Below are 17,046 nucleotides of genomic sequence, written 5' to 3'. Positions count from 1 at the left end.
GCTGTTAAGTGACCGCAGCGAACCCCTGCCGCTGATTAACGGAACCAGTATAGCAATCCTTTGAACGGAACAAAGACTTGCTTGCGCTGGGTTTCATGCGTGTTAGGTCGAATCTTAAGACATTTCGGCCACATGCGTGAGGGGGACGGGGAACGATTCGTGAAGATGCGTGGAATTAGCCTTGTTCTTTCCTTTTATTGTTGGTTTTAGGCAACAGGGAAAGGGTGGGGCCGCTTCTTCAATCCATCATCGATACGATTAGTGGACGATGGATTTTTGACGAATCGACCGTTTCAATCACATATCGCCCGCCTTCTCGCCTAGCTACGCTGCGTCCCTCTATGTGAAAGTGCTAGAATTTCCTCTTGTCCGTTTACGGCTGGCTTACTGCTTAACCCATATCTATAAAGAATTGACCTATGGATTCCTTTGCCAAGGAGACGCTTCCCGTTTCGCTTGAAGAGGAGATGCGCCGCAGCTACCTCGATTACGCCATGAGCGTGATTGTGGGCCGTGCTCTTCCCGACGTGCGAGATGGTTTGAAGCCCGTGCATCGCCGTGTTCTGTTCGCCATGCATGAACTCAATAACGACTGGAATCGTGCCTATAAGAAGTCGGCTCGTATCGTCGGTGATGTGATCGGTAAGTACCACCCTCATGGTGACTCTGCCGTCTATGACACTATCGTGCGTCTGGCGCAGGACTTTTCCATGCGCTACACCCTGGTCGACGGACAAGGTAACTTTGGTTCCATCGACGGGGATAACGCCGCGGCCATGCGTTACACCGAAATCCGTCTGGCCAAGATCGCCCACGAACTGCTGGCCGATATCGACCAGGAAACCGTGGATTTCGTGCCTAACTATGATGGCAGCGAAAAAGAACCGGCCCTGTTGCCTTCGCGTCTGCCCAACCTGCTGGTCAACGGCAGCTCGGGTATTGCCGTGGGTATGGCTACCAATATTCCGCCGCATAACCTGGCTGAAGTGGTCAACGGCTGTCTGTACTGCCTGAGCCACCCCGAGTGCACGGTTGATGAGCTGATCGAATACATCCCGGCCCCCGACTTCCCGACCGGTGCCATTATCTATGGCATGTCCGGTGTGCGCGAAGGCTATCGCACGGGCCGTGGCCGCGTCATCATGCGTGCCAGTACACACTTTGAAGACATGGAAAAGGGCAACCGTCAGGCCATCGTGGTCGACGCCATTCCTTACCAGGTTAACAAGAAGTCGCTGCAGGAACGCATTGCCGAGCTGGTCAACGAAAAACGCATCGAGGGTATCTCCGATATCCGCGACGAGTCCGACAAGGACGGTATGCGTTTGGTCATTGAACTGAAGCGCGGCGAAGTGCCGGAAGTTGTGCTGAACAACCTCTACAAGAATACGCAGTTGCAAGAAACCTTCGGGATGAACATGGTGGCATTGGTCGATGGCCAGCCCCGTCTGCTCAACCTGAAACAGCTGGTGGATTACTTCCTGAGCCACCGCCGCGAAGTTGTTACTCGCCGTACCGTATTCCAGTTGCGCAAAGCGCGCGAGCGCGGTCATGTGCTGGAAGGTCTGGCTGTGGCCCTGGCCAATATTGATGAGTTCATCGAAATCATCAAAGCGGCTCCAACGCCACCGGTTGCCCGTGTCGAGCTGATGGCTCGGTCCTGGGATTCCGGTCTGGTGCGCGAGATGCTGGCCCGTGCTGACACCAGCGCCATTGTGGGTGGCCGTCAGGCTTACCGTCCTGATGATCTGGGTGCCGAATTTGGCATGAACACAGATGGTCTGTACCGTCTGAGCGAAGTGCAGGCTCAGGAAATCCTGAACATGCGCTTGCAACGCCTGACTGGCCTGGAGCAGGACAAGATTGTTCAGGAGTACCGCGAGGTCATGGACAAGATTGCTGACTTGCTGGATATCCTGTCTAACCCGGCTCGTGTGTCTGCCATTATTGGTGACGAACTGATCGCCGTGCGCGACGAGTTCTCGGCGACTGGCAAGGACGTTCGTCGCTCGCAAATCGAGCACAACGCCACCGAGCTGGATACCGAAGACCTGATCACCCCTATGGATATGGTGGTGACGCTCTCGCATACCGGCTACATCAAGAGCCAGCCGCTGTCCGAATACCGGGCCCAGCGTCGTGGTGGCCGTGGCAAACAAGCCACCGCCATGAAAGAGGACGACTGGATCGACAAGTTGTTCATCGCCAATACCCACGATTACCTGCTGTGCTTCTCCAACCGTGGCCGTGTGTACTGGCTCAAGGTCTGGGAAGTGCCTCAAGGTTCACGCAACTCGCGTGGCCGTCCTATCGTCAATATGTTCCCTCTGGAAGATGGCGAGAAGATCAACGTGGTGCTGTCCGTCAAGGAATTCAGCGAAGATCAGTTCGTGTTCATGGCGACCTCGCGCGGTACGGTCAAGAAGACCCCGCTGTCCGACTTCTCCAACCCCCGCAAGGCCGGCATTATTGCTGTGGGCCTGGACGAGGGCGACTACCTGATCGGCGCTCAGCTGACCGACGGTGTGCACGACGTCATGTTGTTTTCGGATGCCGGCAAGGCTGTGCGCTTTGACGAGGGTGATGTGCGCCCAATGGGCCGTGCAGCCCGTGGTGTGCGCGGCATGACGCTGGAAGAAGGCCAGTCTGTGATCGCCCTGCTGGTGGCCGAAGACGAAACCCAATCCGTGCTGACCGCCACCGAGAACGGTTTCGGCAAGCGTACCCCGATTGGCGAATACACGCGTCACGGTCGTGGCACCAAGGGCATGATTGCCATCCAGACCTCGGCCCGTAACGGCAAGGTCGTGGGTGCGGTGCTGGTTCGTGAAACCGACGAGATCATGCTGATCACCAACGCCGGTGTGCTGGTACGCACTCGCGTGGCTGAAATCCGCGAAATGGGTCGTGCGACTCAAGGTGTGACCTTGATCAGCGTGGACGATGACAGCGAGCTGTCTGGTGTGTACCGCGTGGTAGAGACCGATGACGAGGTCGACGCCGAGCTGGCCGAAGAGGGTCAGGCGCCAGAAGGTCAGGAGCAGGATAATCAACTTGATTCCGCCCAAGACCAGGCGGACCCTTCCGGCGAGGAAAACGAGTAATGCGTGTATGGAATTTTTCGGCAGGCCCGTCAATGCTGCCGTTGGAAGTGCTGGAGCAAGCCGCTGCTGAAATGACAGATTGGCATGGCACCGGCATGTCCATCATGGAAATGAGCCACCGTAGCAAGGACTATATGGGTGTGCGTGACGAGGCAGAAGCCGATTTGCGCAGCTTGTTGTCCGTGCCCGATGATTTCGCGGTGCTGTTTGTTCAGGGGGGGGCACAAGGCCAGAATGGCCTTTTGCCCTTGAACCTGATTCAGCGCAATGGCAGTGGCAAGGCCGACTACGTGCTTTCGGGCAGCTGGTCGGTCAAGTCCTGCGAAGAGGCTCAGCGTTACGGTGATATTCACGTTGCCGGTACCAGTGGTCAGGCATGGCACGATCAGGGCAAAGAATGGGCGCCCTGGACCTGGTTCCCCGAGCCTTCCCAATGGGATGTGCGCTCGGATGCGGCTTACTTGCACGTTTGCACCAATGAAACCATTGGTGGCGTGGAGTTCAATGATATTCCCAAGCTGGATGTCCCCGTCGTTGCTGACGTGTCGTCCAACATTCTGTCCTGCCCGATCGATTTCTCGCGCGTGTCGGTTGCTTACGCGGGTGCCCAGAAAAATGCCGGCATGTCCGGTATTGCCTTGATGATGATACGCAAGGACTTGCTGGGCCATGCCATGGATCTGTGCCCGTCGGCGTTCAACTACGCCAACATTGAAAAGCAGCAGTCCATGTTCAACACGCCGCCTACATACTCGATCTACATGGCCGGGCTGATGTTCAAGTGGCTGGAGCGCCAGGGTGGTGTGGCTGCCATGCAGGCACGCAATGCGGCCAAGTCCGAGGCCTTGTACGGCTTTCTGGATGCGTCCGAGTTCTATAACAACACCGTGCATCCGGCGTATCGCTCGCGTATGAACGTCCCGTTCCTCTTGCGTGATCAGTCCCTGGATTCCCTGTTTCTGGAACAGGCTACGGCTGCAGGCCTGACTTCCCTGAAAGGACACAAGAGCGTGGGCGGTATGCGCGCTTCAATCTATAACGCCATGCCGCTGGAGGGTGTGCAGGCACTTATCGATTTCATGACTGAATTTGAACGACGGAATGGCTAATACCTTAACTGAGCGCCTGCTCCCTTGGCGCAATCGTATTGATGAGCTGGATCGCCAGATCCTGGAGTTGCTCAACGAGCGTGCTCGTGCGGCTTTGGAAGTAGGCAAGATCAAGCAGGACTTCAATACAGAGGAAGTCATCCTCAAGCCCGAACGCGAGGCACGTATTGTGCGTCGCTTGCAGTCTGAAAATGATGGCCCGTTCACACCGGCAGCAGTCGAAGCGGTGTGGGGGCAGATTATTTCTGCCTGTCGCGGTCTGGAAAGCGTATTGCGCGTGGCTTATCTGGGCCCACAGGGCTCTTTTTCCGAGCAAGCCGCCTACGAGCATTTCGGCCATGCTTTGGATGGCCTGCAATGTGACTCCTTCGACGAGGTTTTCCGCAGCGTCGAAGTGGGTCAGGCTGAAGTAGGCATGGTGCCCGTCGAGAACTCGACCGAAGGTGCTGTGAACCGCACGCTGGATTTGCTGCTGAACTCGCCCTTGCGTGTCTTGGGCGAGCGCTCGATTCGTGTGCATCACAATCTGCTGACCCAAACTGGCACGATGGAAGGCGTAACCCGTGTGATGGCCCATCCTCAGGCTTTGGCGCAGTGCCAGAACTGGCTGCAAAAGCATTACCCACAGCTTTTGCGTGAGGCCGCCTCCAGCAACGCTGAAGCAGCACGCATTGCGTCGTCCGATCCTACGGTTGCAGCGATTGCGGGCAATACAGCTGTTACCGCCTGGAATCTGGGTGTGGTCGAGGCCGGTATTCAGGACGATCCGCACAACCGCACCCGTTTCCTGGCCATTGGCAATATCGAGTCCCTGCCTAGCGGCAATGACAAGACCAGCATCATTCTGGCGGTGCCCAACCGGGCTGGCGCTGTCTATGACATGCTGTCTCCTTTGGCAGTGCATGGTGTGTCCATGACGCGCCTGGAGTCGCGTCCTGCGCGGACAGGGCAGTGGGAATATTATTTCTACGTAGACCTGATCGGTCATCGTGACGAGCCAGCCATGGCCGCCGCTTTGGCAGAGCTGAAGAAACAAGTCGCCTTTTTCAAGATTCTGGGTTCTTACCCCGTAAACGACTTTTAAGCATCAGCAACAAGAAAGGCCTGGGGGGCTTCCCCCTCAAGGCCTTATTGTCTGTGTGGGACATGCCTGTTCAGGACGTGCCTGGTCAGGACGTGCCTGGTCAGGACATGCCTTGTCAGGACGAGTGGCTCGCACAGGATCTGCTTGTTTCGGTCTGTCTTGCGCAGTTGCTTGGTGCGCTGTGTCATCAAGAGCTGGCTAGACAAAATAGAGGCTTTGCGTGTTGCTTGAATCCTTTGATGGGGTTTGGGCAGCAGTCTGGCAAAGTCTGCATCAATATCCCGGTTTTGCTCGTGCTATTTCACGCAATACGCGCAGCATGGACGGCCTGAGAGGGAACGGAATTAATCATGATAGCGTCATCAGAAACTATGGCGCCGCCGCCCTTGGTTCCGGTGCTGGCGATCGTTGGAGTCGGTTTGATTGGCGGCTCTTTGGCTCTGGCGCTCAAGCGCTCCGGGGCGGTAGGAAAAGTGCTGGGCGTAGGTCGGCAGCTGAAAAGCTTGCGACGTGCCCAAGAACTGGGCCTGATTGACGATGTCGCCACGCTTGAGCAAGCCGCGCAGCAAGCGGACCTGATTGTGTTGGCTACGCCTATCGGGGCCATGGCCTCGGTATTGAAAACCTTGCGTCCCCATCTGCGTGACGACACCTTGATCAGCGACGCAGGTAGCACCAAGGTTGATGTGGTCAGTGTGGCGCGTGATGCGCTGGGTGATCGTATCAGCCAGTTTGTTCCCGGCCACCCCATTGCCGGTGCGGAAACCGTAGGTCCCGAAGCGGCGCGTGCTGATCTGTATGACGGTCGCAACGTCATCTTGACCCCCCTGGAAGAAAACAGTGCCAGCGCACGCGAGCGTTTGATTGCCGTGTGGGAGGCTTGCGGGGCGCGTGTCATGTTGATGGACCCGGCCACGCATGACGAAGTGCTGGCATCGGTCAGTCATGTGCCGCACTTTTTATCCTCGGTTTTTATGTGGCAGGTGGCCTCCAGTGCCAACTCGGATCAGCGCTTTGCCTTGGCAGGAACTGGCTTTCGGGACTTCACCCGCATTGCAGCCGGATCAGCCGAAGTGTGGCGCGATATTTTCCTGAGCAACCGCGAGGCTGTCTTGGGTCAATTGCAGGAAGTACGTCAGGCCCTGGATCAGGCCGAACAGGCTTTGCAGGACCAGGATGGTCAGGCTTTATACGAATTTTTAGAGCGTGCTGCCTTGGCGCGCCGTTTTTGGGCAAGTAGGAGTGGTTTGCAATGAGCCAAAGCGACAGTCTTGTTTTGAACCCCGTCAGCCGCGCTAGCGGACAACTGCAATTGCCAGGGTCCAAGAGCATTTCCAATCGAGCCCTGTTGTTGGCCGCCTTGGCTCAAGGGCAAACACGCCTGGAAGGCTTGCTGCATTCGGACGATACCCGCGTCATGATGGCCGCTCTGCAGCAAATGGGCGTGGCTGTGCAGGACCTGGGGCAGGGCACGGTAGTGATCGACGGTGGGGCTCCTTTTGCGCATCGCGATGCGGATCTGTTTTTGGGTAATGCCGGTACGGCTTTCCGCTCCTTGACCGCTGCTTTGGGCTTGATGGGTGGTCGCTTCAACCTTAGCGGTATTGCCCGCATGCACGAGCGCCCCATTGGGGATCTGGTGGATGCGCTGCGCAGCCTGGGAGCTGAGGTGCAATATCTGGGGGCAGAGGGCTATCCTCCCTTGGCGATTGGTGAGTTGGTACAGGCTGATCAGCGTCGTGTGTCGGTGAAAGGCTCGGTATCCAGCCAGTTCCTGACAGCCTTGTTAATGGCCGCTCCCTTGTTGACTGCTCGTACGGGCCAGCCTTTGCGTATCGAGGTGGAAGGGGAGTTGATCTCTCAGCCTTATATTGAAATCACGCTGGCCATGATGGCGCGTTTCGGTGTGCAGGTGGAGCGCGACGGCTGGAGCAGCTTTACTGTCCCCGCCGATGCAGCTTATGTCAGCCCCGGCTTGTACGTAGTGGAGGGCGATGCTTCGTCTGCTTCGTATTTCATTGCTTTGGGAGCTATTGGCGGTGGCCCGCTACGTATTCAGGGCGTGGGTACAGAAAGTCTGCAAGGCGATATTCAGTTTGCGGATGTGGCCCAAGCCATGGGTGCTCATATCGAGCGTCATGCCAATGAACTGATCGTTTCTGGTCAGTGCGTAGCCAAGGGCGACAAGCTCAAGGCCTTTGATCTGGATTTCAACCATATTCCTGACGCCGCCATGACGGCAGCTGCCATGGCCATGTTTGCTGATGGTCCTTGCACCTTGCGCAATATCGCCAGCTGGCGCGTGAAGGAGACAGACCGTATTGATGCCATGCAGGCCGAATTGCGCAAGCTGGGGGCAACAGTAGAATCCGGGCCGGACTGGCTGACTGTGCATCCTATTGCCGCCGATCAATGGCGTTCGGCCAGCATCGAAACGTATGATGACCACCGCATTGCCATGTGTTTTTCACTGGCCAGCTTTGGCCCGGTGCCGGTCACCATTCTGGATCCCGGCTGTGTCAGCAAGACGTTCCCCGAGTATTTTTCTGTTTTTGAACAATTGGTGCAGGCATGACAGAGCAGAGCATTCCCGTCATAACCATTGATGGCCCTACCGCTTCCGGTAAAGGGACGATTGCTTCCCTGGTCGCGCAGCGGCTGGGCTGGCATACGCTGGACAGCGGTGCCTTGTATCGCCTGACCGCCTTGTCCTGCCTGCGTCGCGGCGTGGATGTCCAGGACGAGGCCCAGGTCCAGCATGCGGCCCAGAGCCTGAACGTGCATTTTGATTACCCCCATATCTACATGGATGGCGATGACGTCAGCGACGCTATTCGTCAGGAAGAGGTAGGAAATCTGGCCTCTCAGGTGGCGGCCTTGCCTCTGGTGCGTGAGGCACTTTTGCAACGGCAGCGGGATTTTCGCGTTGCCCCCGGTTTGGTGGGCGATGGGCGCGATATGGGCACAGTTGTCTTCCCGGACGCACCTTTAAAGATATTTTTGCTGGCAGATGCGGAGGTGCGAGCCCAAAGACGCTGTAAACAGTTGAGCGAAAAGGGTATTTCTGCTAATCTTACGAGTCTTTTGGCGGACTTGCGTGCGCGCGACGAACGTGATCGTTCTCGAACTCATGCTCCGCTTGTGCCTGCGCCGGGTGCCCACATTGTGGATTCTTCCCAGCTCAGCATCCAGGAAGTTGTAAATAAGGTGCTCGACCTTTGGTCGGGCATTGCGGTCCCGACAGCCTAATCCCGTGCTGATCGGGCTTTGTTCACTCCACCGGGTTCTGCCTGGTGTGTTTTTTATGGCCATTTTGGCTAACGGATTGATTTAATGTCCACTAACCTTCACACAGACGCAACGGGCGGCGAAAGCTTTGCCGATTTGTTTGCAGAAAGCATTAAAAACCAAGACCTGAAAAGCGGCGAAGTCATCTCCGCCGAGGTTCTGCGTATTGACCACAACTACGTTCTGGTCAATGCTGGCCTGAAGTCCGAAGCACTGATCCCTCTGGAAGAGTTCCTGAACGATCAGGGCGAACTGGAAGTTCAAGCTGGTGACTTTGTTTCCGTGGCAATCGACGCCTTCGAAAACGGCTACGGTGACACCATTCTGTCCCGCGACCGCGCCAAGCGTCTGTCGGCCTGGTTGTCCCTCGAGCAAGCGCTTGAGTCCGGCGAACTGGTCAACGGTACCATCACTGGTAAGGTCAAGGGCGGTCTGACCGTCATGACCAACGGCATCCGCGCCTTCTTGCCCGGTTCGCTGGTTGATCTGCGTCCTGTCAAGGACACCACGCCATACGAAGGCAAGACCCTGGAATTCAAGGTCATCAAGCTCGATCGCAAGCGTAACAACGTCGTGTTGTCGCGTCGCGCTGTGCTGGAAGCCTCCATGGGCGAAGAGCGTCAGAAACTGCTGGAAACCCTGTCCGAAGGCGCTATCGTCAAAGGTATCGTCAAGAACATCACCGATTACGGTGCGTTCGTGGATCTGGGCGGCATCGACGGTCTGCTGCACATCACCGATATGGCATGGCGCCGTGTTCGTCACCCATCCGAAGTTCTGCAGGTGGGTCAGGAAATCGAAGCCAAGGTCCTCAAGTTCGATCAGGAAAAGAGCCGCGTCTCCCTGGGCGTCAAGCAGCTGGGCGAAGATCCATGGATCGGTCTGGCACGTCGCTACCCACAAAACACCCGTCTGTTCGGCAAGGTTACCAACCTGACCGACTACGGTGCATTTGTTGAAGTGGAAGACGGTATCGAAGGTCTGGTTCACGTATCCGAAATGGATTGGACCAACAAGAACGTTGACCCACGCAAGGTTGTGACCTTGGGTGAAGAAGTCGAAGTCATGGTTCTGGAAATCGACGAAGATCGTCGTCGTATCTCCTTGGGCATGAAGCAGTGCCGTGCCAACCCATGGGAAGATTTCGCCATCAACTTCAAGCGCGGCGACAAGGTTCGCGGTGGCATCAAGTCCATCACCGACTTCGGCGTGTTTGTTGGTCTGCCTGGCGGCATCGACGGTCTGGTTCACCTGTCCGACCTGTCCTGGTCCGAGACTGGCGAAGAAGCCGTTCGCAACTTCAAGAAGGGCGACGAAGTTGACGCCGTGGTTCTGGGCATCGACACCGACAAAGAGCGCATTTCCCTGGGTATCAAACAGCTGGAAGGCGATCCGTTCAACAACTTCGTAGCAACCTACGACAAGGGTGCTGTGGTTAGCGGCGTCGTCAAGTCCGTGGAAGCCAAGGGTGCTGTTGTAACTCTGTCGCTGGACGTTGAAGGCTACCTGCGCGCCTCCGAGATTTCCTCGGGCCGTGTTGAAGATGCCACGACGGCTCTGAAAGAAGGTCAGGAAATCGAAACCATGATCTTGAGCGTGGATCGCAAGACCCGTTCGATTCAGTTGTCCATCAAGGCTCGTGATACCGCCGAAACCGCTCAATCCATGGCCCGCCTGACCGAAGCCAGCGCTTCGTCCGGTACGACCAATCTGGGTGCTCTGCTGCGTGCCAAGCTGGACCAGCAGCAACGTGACGACGGTTAATCAGCGTGACAAAGTCTGAGCTGATCGCGTTGTTGGCCAGCCGCTATCCGCAGCTGGCTCTGCGCGATATGGATTTCGCCGTGAAAACGGTTTTGGATTCTATGACCCAGGCCCTGGCCAGCGGTCAACGGATCGAAATCCGAGGGTTTGGCAGCTTTTCGCTCTCTACCCGCTCGCCGCGGGTAGGGCGCAATCCCAAATCGGGTGAAAAAGTGATGGTGCCTGGTAAACAGGTGCCGCACTTCAAGGCCGGCAAGGAATTGCGCGAGCGAGTCGATTCTGTCTTTCTCGAGCAAGAGCAAATCGAAGCAGACGACCAGTCGTCTGCCTTCGAGCAGCTCAATGCGAGAGTCCGTCACGGTTAAGACCTACTTGCATACTGATTACACAGGCCCTTTTCAGGGCCTGTTTTGCGTGTGCGCTAAATTCCGCTTGCACGTACAATCAGACATTATAAAAACACTGTTGGAGCCCTAAAAATGCGCTATCTAGTCTGGGTACTGCGTCTGCTCGTTTTTGTGATCGTGCTGCTGTTCGCACTGAAAAACACGGAACCGGTGCAAGTCAGCTTTTTCGCCGAGCATATTATTCAAGACGTTCCGCTGATCGTCGTAATGCTGGCCGCGTTTATTTTAGGTTTGGTGTTGGGGCTGCTTTTGATGGTGGGCGCGGTGATGCGCCGCCGTCGCGAGGTCAACCGCCTGCGCCGCGAAATGGACCGTCTGCAAGACAGACTGGAGCAAGCGCAGCAATCGCCCGTGAATACGGCTGCTGTGGCGCCCGAGACCGTCGCCCCGCTGGCGCCTTTGTAAGTCCTTGGAGTAAACAGTGGATTTTGAAACCTGGTGGTTGGTTTTTGTACCAATTCTATTTGCCTTGGGCTGGGTCGCCGCGCGGGTGGATTTTCGGCAGATGATGTCCGAAACTCGCACTTTGCCGGATTCCTATTTCAAGGGTTTGAACTTCCTGCTCAATGAAGAGCCGGATCGTGCCATTGACGCCTTTGTGGAAGTGGCCAAGCTGGACCCCGAAACCACCGAGCTGCACTTTGCACTGGGTAGCCTGTTTCGCCGTCGTGGTGAAATGGAGCGCGCCATCCGAGTGCATCAAAGTCTGCTGTCGCGCGCTGATTTGCCGGTTGCAGATCGTGAAAATGCCCAGTTTCAGATTGCCCAGGATTTCCTGAAAGCTGGCATGCTGGACCGGGCCGAGGCCGCTTTTGAAGCGGTGCGTGAAACGCGCTTTGCTATTCCGGCCATGCGCGCCTTGATCCGTATTTATGAGTCCGAGCACGATTGGCCGCGTGCCATTGAAGCGGTGCGCCGTTTGCGTGCCTTGGTCGATGAGCCTGTGCCGCAACTGGTGCATTACCAGTGTGAGCAGGCTGAAGGGGCGTTGCAAGGCAAGCAGCCTGATTTTGAACGTGCCGCCAAAGCTTTGGACGAGGCGGATAATGCCATTCGCAAGCTGGGCACGGGCCAAGGCATGTATGCTTCTCAGGCGCGGGTTGCCGGTTTGCGTGCTCGTGTGGCGCGTATGCAAGGCCAGAGCGAGCAGGAGCGGGCTTACCTGGTTTCCATTTTGAGCAGTGCGCCTGAATATGTGGGCCTGTACGCGACCGAGCTGCTGGACAGTTACCGCAAGCTGGGTCGGGGCGAAGAGGGCGTTGCCATGTTGCGCAGTCATTATCAGCAGCATCCCAGCCTGGATATTTTCAATGTGCTGTTCCGTGTTCTGCGCGAACAGGAAGGCCATTTGCAGGCTTGGGCGTTTGCCCGTGATGCCTTGCGTGCCCATCCTTCTTTATTGGGTCTGGACAAGATGCTGGAAGTTGAACTCCAGGATCAAGGGCAGGGCAAGGAAAGTACCGAAGGCGCGGAGGCTGTCGGTGTCGATCAGATTATTGCAGGTGCGGATTTAAGCCTGCTGCGTTCCTTGATACATCGTCACACCCAGCGTCTGGATCGTTATTCCTGCAGTTCTTGCGGTTTTGAGGCTCGCCATTTCTATTGGCAATGTCCCGGCTGCAACTCCTGGGAAACCTATGCACCTCGCCGCCTTGAGGAGCTGAAATGATGACCTTCCCTGGTGAGGCTGTTGCTGCCAGCCGTGTGCTGGTCGTGGGTGACGTCATGCTGGACCGTTACTGGTTTGGCGATGTGGATCGTATCTCCCCCGAAGCACCCGTTCCTGTGGTCAAGATGGGGCGGGTAGAGGACCGTCTGGGTGGTGCCGCCAACGTGGCACGCAATATTGCCGCTTTGGGTGCCCAGGCCAGCCTGCTGGGCGTGATTGGGCAGGACGAAGCGGGCAAGACCGTGCGTGAACTGGCTGAAGCGGACCATGTTCAGGCGCATTGGGTGCAAGATCCGGTCATGCCCACATCGCTGAAGCTGCGCGTGCTGGGGCGTCAGCAACAATTGCTGCGCGTGGATTTTGAAGAAAGCCCGGCCAGCAGCGCTTTGGATCAGTTGCAGCAAAACATGAGCGACTTGCTGGATCAGCATCAGGTGCTGGTCTTGTCGGACTATGCGAAAGGCGCTTTGGCCCAGGTAGAAAGTTTGATTGCGTTGGCACGATCGAAGAACATTCCTGTTCTGGTCGATCCCAAAGGCAAAACCTACGAGCGCTATCAAGGTGCCACTATCCTGACGCCGAATCGTTCGGAAATGCAGGAAGCTGTGGGCGCCTGGAAAGATGAAGATGATTTGATGCGACGCGCTCAAGATTTGCGTCGCAAGCTGAATTTGGAATGCTTGCTGATTACCCGTTCCGAACAAGGGATGACCTTGTTCACCGAGCAGGGGCGTGAGCATGTGGATGCGCAGGCACAAGAGGTGTTCGATGTCTCGGGTGCCGGGGACACGGTATTGGCAACGCTGGCGGTGATGCGAGCGGCGGGTCTGGACTGGTTGCAGGCCATGCGCTGGGCGAACCGCGCGGGTGGTATCGTGGTCGGAAAATTGGGTACGTCCATTGTGACGGCAAAGGAATTGGCATGATCGTAGTGACCGGTGGCGCTGGCTTTATTGGCAGCAATTTGGTGAAAGGCCTGAACCAGCAGGGTGTGACTGACATTCTGGTGGTGGACGACCTGAGCGATGGCGACAAGTTCGTCAATCTGGTGCATGGCCAAATTGCCGACTATATGGACAAGGACGATTTCCGTGCCCGGTTGGCGCGCGACGAGTTCTCCAATATTGAAGCTGTACTGCACCAGGGCGCATGTTCGGATACGACCGAGCGCAATGGTCAGTTCATGATGGACAACAACTACCGCGTGACGCTGGAAATCTTCGAGTACTGCCAGGCCAAGCGTATTCCTCTCTTGTATGCTTCGTCCGCCGCTGTTTACGGTGCGGGTCCCTTGTATGCCGAGGACCTCAGCAACGAAGGGCCGTTGAACGTCTACGGCTATTCCAAGTTTCTGTTCGACCAAGTGCTGCGTCGTCATCTGGATAGTCTGCGTGCGCCAGTGGTCGGCCTGCGTTACTTCAATGTCTATGGTCCACAAGAGCAGCACAAAGGTCGTATGGCCTCGGTGGCTTATCACAATATGCTGCAATACCGTCGCGACGGTCATGTACTCTTGTTTGGTGGCTGGGATGGCTATGTGGATGGCGGTCAGCAACGTGACTTCGTCTTTATTGATGATGTCGTGTCGGTGAATCTGCATTTCCTGGGTCAGGACAAGCAGTCGGGCGTGTTCAACTGCGGTTCGGGACGTGCCCAGCCGTTCAATGATGTAGCCCAGACCGTCGTCAACACCTTGCGTGAGCATGATGGCTTGCCTACTCTGACATTGGAAGAGTTGGTGACGCAGCAGTTTCTGCAATACATCCCGTTTCCCGATGATCTGAAAGGCCGTTATCAAAGCCACACCCAGGCAGACCTGACACAGCTGCGTGCGGCTGGTTACGACAAGCCTTTCCACGATGTACAGACGGGTGTCGCTGAGTACGTACGCCGTCTGCTGCAGTCGGGGGCTCTGCGCTAAGCAGTAGGGCTTTAAAGTCCATGCGGGCTGCCACGCATGGCTAAATGCGGTCTCCGGCCCGCTTTTGCATTCACCCAGGCAGCACCATAAAGGCTTCTTTCCAAGGAGCCTTTATCATGTCTACCTCCCTGATCTTGTCCCCCGTTTCCCATCGCTGGTTGCACTCAATGCAAGGTTGGCGTGCGTCCGTTCTTCGCTTTCTGCTTGCCCTATGCTTATTGGGGCCCTGGAACTTGGCTGCCGCGGTGGATTTGAATACGGCTGATGCTCAACAATTGCAGCAAATTAAAGGTATAGGCCCCCGCACGGCCGAGTTGATTCTGGAGGAGCGCCAGCGGGGTGGCCCTTTCGACTCTTTGCAGGATTTGGCGGACCGGGTCAAAGGGATAGGCGCGAAAAAGATCGTTACGATGGAGCAGTCGGGCCTGAAAGTGGAACCTGCCAAAGCCGCCAGCAAGGCGGTTTCCAATACGGTCGATGCGGATATAAGAAGAAAGCCGTAGCCCTGGGCGTAGACTCGCTTTAAGCTAGTAGTTTGTTTAGTCTGCATGGGCAGTCAGTGCGAGCTGGCTGCCTTCTTGCTCAAGGTAAGAGATTGATCGATGAAAAACTATCCCACCATTGAAGATACCGTTGGCCAAACCCCCTTGGTTCGCTTGCAGCGTATTCCAGGCGAGTTTGGGCAGGCACGCGGTAATGTCGTGTTGGCCAAGCTGGAAGGCAATAACCCTGCCGGTTCGGTGAAAGACCGTGCTGCCAGTTCCATGATTCAAGAGGCCGAGCGCCGCGGTGATATCAAGCCGGGAGACACCTTGATCGAGGCCACCAGTGGCAATACTGGTATTGCCCTGGCCATGATTGCGGCCGTGCGTGGCTACAAAATGATTTTGATCATGCCCGATAACCTGTCGCTGGAGCGTCGTGCTTCCATGACAGCCTATGGCGCGAAGTTGATTCTGACGCCTGCGGATCAAGGCGGTATGGAATATGCCCGTGATCTGGCGTTGAAGATGCAGGCTGAAGGGCAGGGCAAGGTGCTGGATCAGTTTGCCAACAAGGATAATCCAGCGGCGCACGTGCATAGCACCGGCCCGGAAATCTGGCAGCAAACCGATGGTCAGGTCACTCACTTTGTCAGCGCCATGGGCACGACGGGCACCATCATGGGTGTGGGTAATTATTTGCGCAGCCAGAACAGCGGCATAGTGGTGGTGGGGGCTCAGCCTGCACCAGGGGCGCAAATTGCCGGCATTCGTAAATGGCCAGAAGAGTATCTGCCCAAAATTTACGATCCCTCCAAAGTGGATAGGTTCGAGGAAATTGGCCAGCAAGAGGCCGAGATCATGACGCGCCGTATGGCCGCTGAAGAGGGGATCTGTGCCGGTATTTCGTCCGGCGGTGCCTTGGTGGCAGCCATGCGCGTTGCTCAGCGCGTAGAAAACGCCACGATCGTTTTCATTGTGTGTGACCGTGGCGACCGTTACCTGTCTACCGGCATCTTTAATTAATTAGGGTTGCCGTAGCCCATTTGTTTGGCCAGTTCGGAAGCCAGATCGGCGACCGAGCTGGCATAAAAGTAACTGCGGTTGTAATGGGTAATGGCAAAGAAGTTGGGCGTGCCTAGGCGATACTCGGTGGTATTGCGTGGCTCGTCCACCAGGTTCACTACACCTAATTGAGCCTGCTGCCAGGGGCCTGCGTTCTGGCTCTGACCTTTCACCGTCGCACCGGCATTATTCAATTGTGCCCAACTAAGTTTGGGATAAATGCCACCGTCCACCATCGCTTTACTTGCGTTGCTCAATTCGACCGGAGCGAAAACCGGCAGGCCGGGTTCCCAGCCGTGTGCACGCAAGAAGTTGGCAATCGACGCCATGGCATCGGCTGGGTTATTGCGCAGATCAATACGGCCATCTCCATCGCCATCGACGGCATAGCGTATCAAGCTGCCGGGCATGAACTGGGACATACCCATAGCGCCTGCGAACGAGCCTTGAACAATACGTGCGTCCAGCTCGCTTTGATAATGCAATTCGATCAGGTCCGCTAATTGATCACGGAACAACTGGCCACGCTCGGGACGGCTGTCATCCGGATAGGCAAAGCCCAGCGTAAACAAGGCATCCAGCACTTTGAAGTCGCCCATGATTTTGCCGTAGACGGTTTCCACGCCGAGGATGGCCACAATAATAGAGGGCGGTACACCATAGTCTTTGGAAATCTGGTCCAAGGCCAGGCGATGTTTTTGCCAGAACTGGACGCCACCTTGAATGCGGGCCGGGTCTACATTGCGTTTTTTATACGTTACCCAACTGCGCTTGATGCGCCCTTTGGTGGGGCGCATTAATTTGGCGGCGGTCTCGTTATATTGAGCTTGCTGCAACATATCGGTGACGACATCCAGCGGGATCTTGCGTACTGTCGCCACTTCTTGGGCGTAGCTCGCAATGTCATCGTTTAATTCACCGTTTAATTTAAAAAATTGTGTCCGACCAGAGCGAGATTCACCGGCCTGAATGGACGCGGGTTCGGCCAAAGCCTTGATTTCGACGGTGCCGGTTTTTTTTGCCGAGGTCTGGAAAGCCGCGCCGCTGCTGGGTTTGGTGTCCGTGGTCGGAGCTTGGGAAGTGGTTGTGGCGCAGCCGGCAGTGCTCAGCGCGATCAGTACTGCTTGCAAAATTCGAGTGGGTCTGAACATAA

At 56.4% G+C, this 17,046-nt stretch carries 15 protein-coding genes; 14 read left to right on the top strand and 1 reads right to left on the bottom strand.

Annotated features, from left to right (window positions below; all coding sequences use genetic code 11):
* The first annotated feature begins 419 nt into the window (after positions 1-419).
* The 14 genes from gyrA (at position 420) to cysM (ending at position 15,854) form a co-directional block, all read left to right on the top strand.
* Positions 420-3,104, top strand: coding sequence for a DNA gyrase subunit A (gene gyrA, locus NIZ92_RS12645; protein WP_035272681.1), 2,685 nt, complete (start codon positions 420-422; stop codon positions 3,102-3,104).
* Positions 3,104-4,213, top strand: a complete 1,110-nt coding sequence (gene serC / locus NIZ92_RS12640) for a 3-phosphoserine/phosphohydroxythreonine transaminase (RefSeq protein ID WP_254002054.1) — start codon at positions 3,104-3,106, stop codon at positions 4,211-4,213. Before gyrA ends, serC begins: the two co-directional genes overlap by 1 nt.
* Positions 4,206-5,297 carry a prephenate dehydratase gene (gene pheA / locus NIZ92_RS12635; protein WP_009463912.1) on the top strand — a complete coding sequence of 364 codons (1,092 nt, stop codon included), beginning with the start codon at positions 4,206-4,208 and terminating at the stop codon, positions 5,295-5,297. The genes serC and pheA overlap by 8 nt, the downstream gene beginning before the upstream one ends.
* 371 nt (positions 5,298-5,668) lie before the next feature.
* Positions 5,669-6,553, top strand: a complete 885-nt coding sequence (locus tag NIZ92_RS12630) for a prephenate dehydrogenase/arogenate dehydrogenase family protein (RefSeq protein ID WP_035272684.1) — start codon at positions 5,669-5,671, stop codon at positions 6,551-6,553.
* Positions 6,550-7,872, top strand: a complete 1,323-nt coding sequence (aroA, locus tag NIZ92_RS12625; RefSeq protein WP_226349389.1) for a 3-phosphoshikimate 1-carboxyvinyltransferase — start codon at positions 6,550-6,552, stop codon at positions 7,870-7,872. Before NIZ92_RS12630 ends, aroA begins: the two co-directional genes overlap by 4 nt.
* Positions 7,869-8,546: a (d)CMP kinase gene (cmk, locus tag NIZ92_RS12620; RefSeq protein WP_009463907.1), complete on the top strand. Its 678-nt coding sequence runs from the start codon at positions 7,869-7,871 to the stop codon at positions 8,544-8,546. Before aroA ends, cmk begins: the two co-directional genes overlap by 4 nt.
* 84 nt (positions 8,547-8,630) lie before the next feature.
* Complete coding sequence (rpsA, locus tag NIZ92_RS12615) at positions 8,631-10,349, top strand: 30S ribosomal protein S1 (protein WP_022983279.1); 1,719 nt, start codon at positions 8,631-8,633, stop codon at positions 10,347-10,349.
* A gap of 5 nt (positions 10,350-10,354) precedes the next feature.
* The gene (locus NIZ92_RS12610) at positions 10,355-10,714 is read left to right on the top strand and encodes an integration host factor subunit beta (RefSeq protein ID WP_026482971.1); all 360 of its coding nucleotides are present in this window, start codon (positions 10,355-10,357) and stop codon (positions 10,712-10,714) included.
* Positions 10,715-10,828: 114 nt separating this feature from the next.
* Entirely contained in the window at positions 10,829-11,161 is a 333-nt protein-coding gene (locus tag NIZ92_RS12605) for a lipopolysaccharide assembly protein LapA domain-containing protein (protein ID WP_009456012.1), read from the top strand.
* Positions 11,162-11,177: 16 nt separating this feature from the next.
* Complete coding sequence (gene lapB / locus NIZ92_RS12600) at positions 11,178-12,425, top strand: lipopolysaccharide assembly protein LapB (protein ID WP_009456011.1); 1,248 nt, start codon at positions 11,178-11,180, stop codon at positions 12,423-12,425.
* Entirely contained in the window at positions 12,422-13,351 is a 930-nt protein-coding gene (gene rfaE1, locus NIZ92_RS12595; protein ID WP_022983278.1) for a D-glycero-beta-D-manno-heptose-7-phosphate kinase, read from the top strand. The genes lapB and rfaE1 overlap by 4 nt, the downstream gene beginning before the upstream one ends.
* Positions 13,348-14,346 carry an ADP-glyceromanno-heptose 6-epimerase gene (gene rfaD / locus NIZ92_RS12590; RefSeq protein WP_254002053.1) on the top strand — a complete coding sequence of 333 codons (999 nt, stop codon included), beginning with the start codon at positions 13,348-13,350 and terminating at the stop codon, positions 14,344-14,346. Before rfaE1 ends, rfaD begins: the two co-directional genes overlap by 4 nt.
* Before the next feature lie 116 nt (positions 14,347-14,462).
* The gene (locus tag NIZ92_RS12585) at positions 14,463-14,849 is read left to right on the top strand and encodes a helix-hairpin-helix domain-containing protein (RefSeq protein ID WP_115633863.1); all 387 of its coding nucleotides are present in this window, start codon (positions 14,463-14,465) and stop codon (positions 14,847-14,849) included.
* Between the two features lie 99 nt (positions 14,850-14,948).
* On the top strand, positions 14,949-15,854 hold the full coding sequence (cysM, locus tag NIZ92_RS12580) for a cysteine synthase CysM (RefSeq protein WP_088450354.1): 906 nt from the start codon (positions 14,949-14,951) through the stop codon (positions 15,852-15,854).
* On the opposite strand, the gene mltB is transcribed toward cysM, so the two are convergent.
* Positions 15,851-17,044, bottom strand: coding sequence for a lytic murein transglycosylase B (gene mltB / locus NIZ92_RS12575; protein ID WP_254002052.1), 1,194 nt, complete (start codon positions 17,042-17,044; stop codon positions 15,851-15,853). The genes cysM and mltB overlap by 4 nt on opposite strands.
* Positions 17,045-17,046 lie beyond the last annotated feature (2 nt).

It is taken from the genome of Alcaligenes sp. 1735tsa3 (assembly GCF_024134565.1).
In the GTDB taxonomy this organism is placed as follows: Bacteria; Pseudomonadota; Gammaproteobacteria; order Burkholderiales; family Burkholderiaceae_B; genus Alcaligenes; species Alcaligenes phenolicus.
This window is presented reverse-complemented; position numbering and strand designations above follow the sequence as displayed.

Excerpts from the sequence above, each read along its gene's own strand:
- gyrA (WP_035272681.1), top strand. The coding sequence starts at position 420 with ATGGATTCCTTTGCCAAGGAGACGCTTCCCGTTTCGCTTGAAGAGGAG.
- serC (WP_254002054.1), top strand. The coding sequence starts at position 3,104 with ATGCGTGTATGGAATTTTTCGGCAGGCCCGTCAATGCTGCCGTTGGAA.
- pheA (WP_009463912.1), top strand. The coding sequence starts at position 4,206 with ATGGCTAATACCTTAACTGAGCGCCTGCTCCCTTGGCGCAATCGTATT.
- NIZ92_RS12630 (WP_035272684.1), top strand. The coding sequence starts at position 5,669 with ATGGCGCCGCCGCCCTTGGTTCCGGTGCTGGCGATCGTTGGAGTCGGT.
- aroA (WP_226349389.1), top strand. The coding sequence starts at position 6,550 with ATGAGCCAAAGCGACAGTCTTGTTTTGAACCCCGTCAGCCGCGCTAGC.
- cmk (WP_009463907.1), top strand. The coding sequence starts at position 7,869 with ATGACAGAGCAGAGCATTCCCGTCATAACCATTGATGGCCCTACCGCT.
- rpsA (WP_022983279.1), top strand. The coding sequence starts at position 8,631 with ATGTCCACTAACCTTCACACAGACGCAACGGGCGGCGAAAGCTTTGCC.
- NIZ92_RS12605 (WP_009456012.1), top strand. The coding sequence starts at position 10,829 with ATGCGCTATCTAGTCTGGGTACTGCGTCTGCTCGTTTTTGTGATCGTG.
- rfaE1 (WP_022983278.1), top strand. The coding sequence starts at position 12,422 with ATGATGACCTTCCCTGGTGAGGCTGTTGCTGCCAGCCGTGTGCTGGTC.
- rfaD (WP_254002053.1), top strand. The coding sequence starts at position 13,348 with ATGATCGTAGTGACCGGTGGCGCTGGCTTTATTGGCAGCAATTTGGTG.
- NIZ92_RS12585 (WP_115633863.1), top strand. The coding sequence starts at position 14,463 with ATGTCTACCTCCCTGATCTTGTCCCCCGTTTCCCATCGCTGGTTGCAC.
- cysM (WP_088450354.1), top strand. The coding sequence starts at position 14,949 with ATGAAAAACTATCCCACCATTGAAGATACCGTTGGCCAAACCCCCTTG.
- mltB (WP_254002052.1), bottom strand. The coding sequence starts at position 17,044 with ATGTTCAGACCCACTCGAATTTTGCAAGCAGTACTGATCGCGCTGAGC.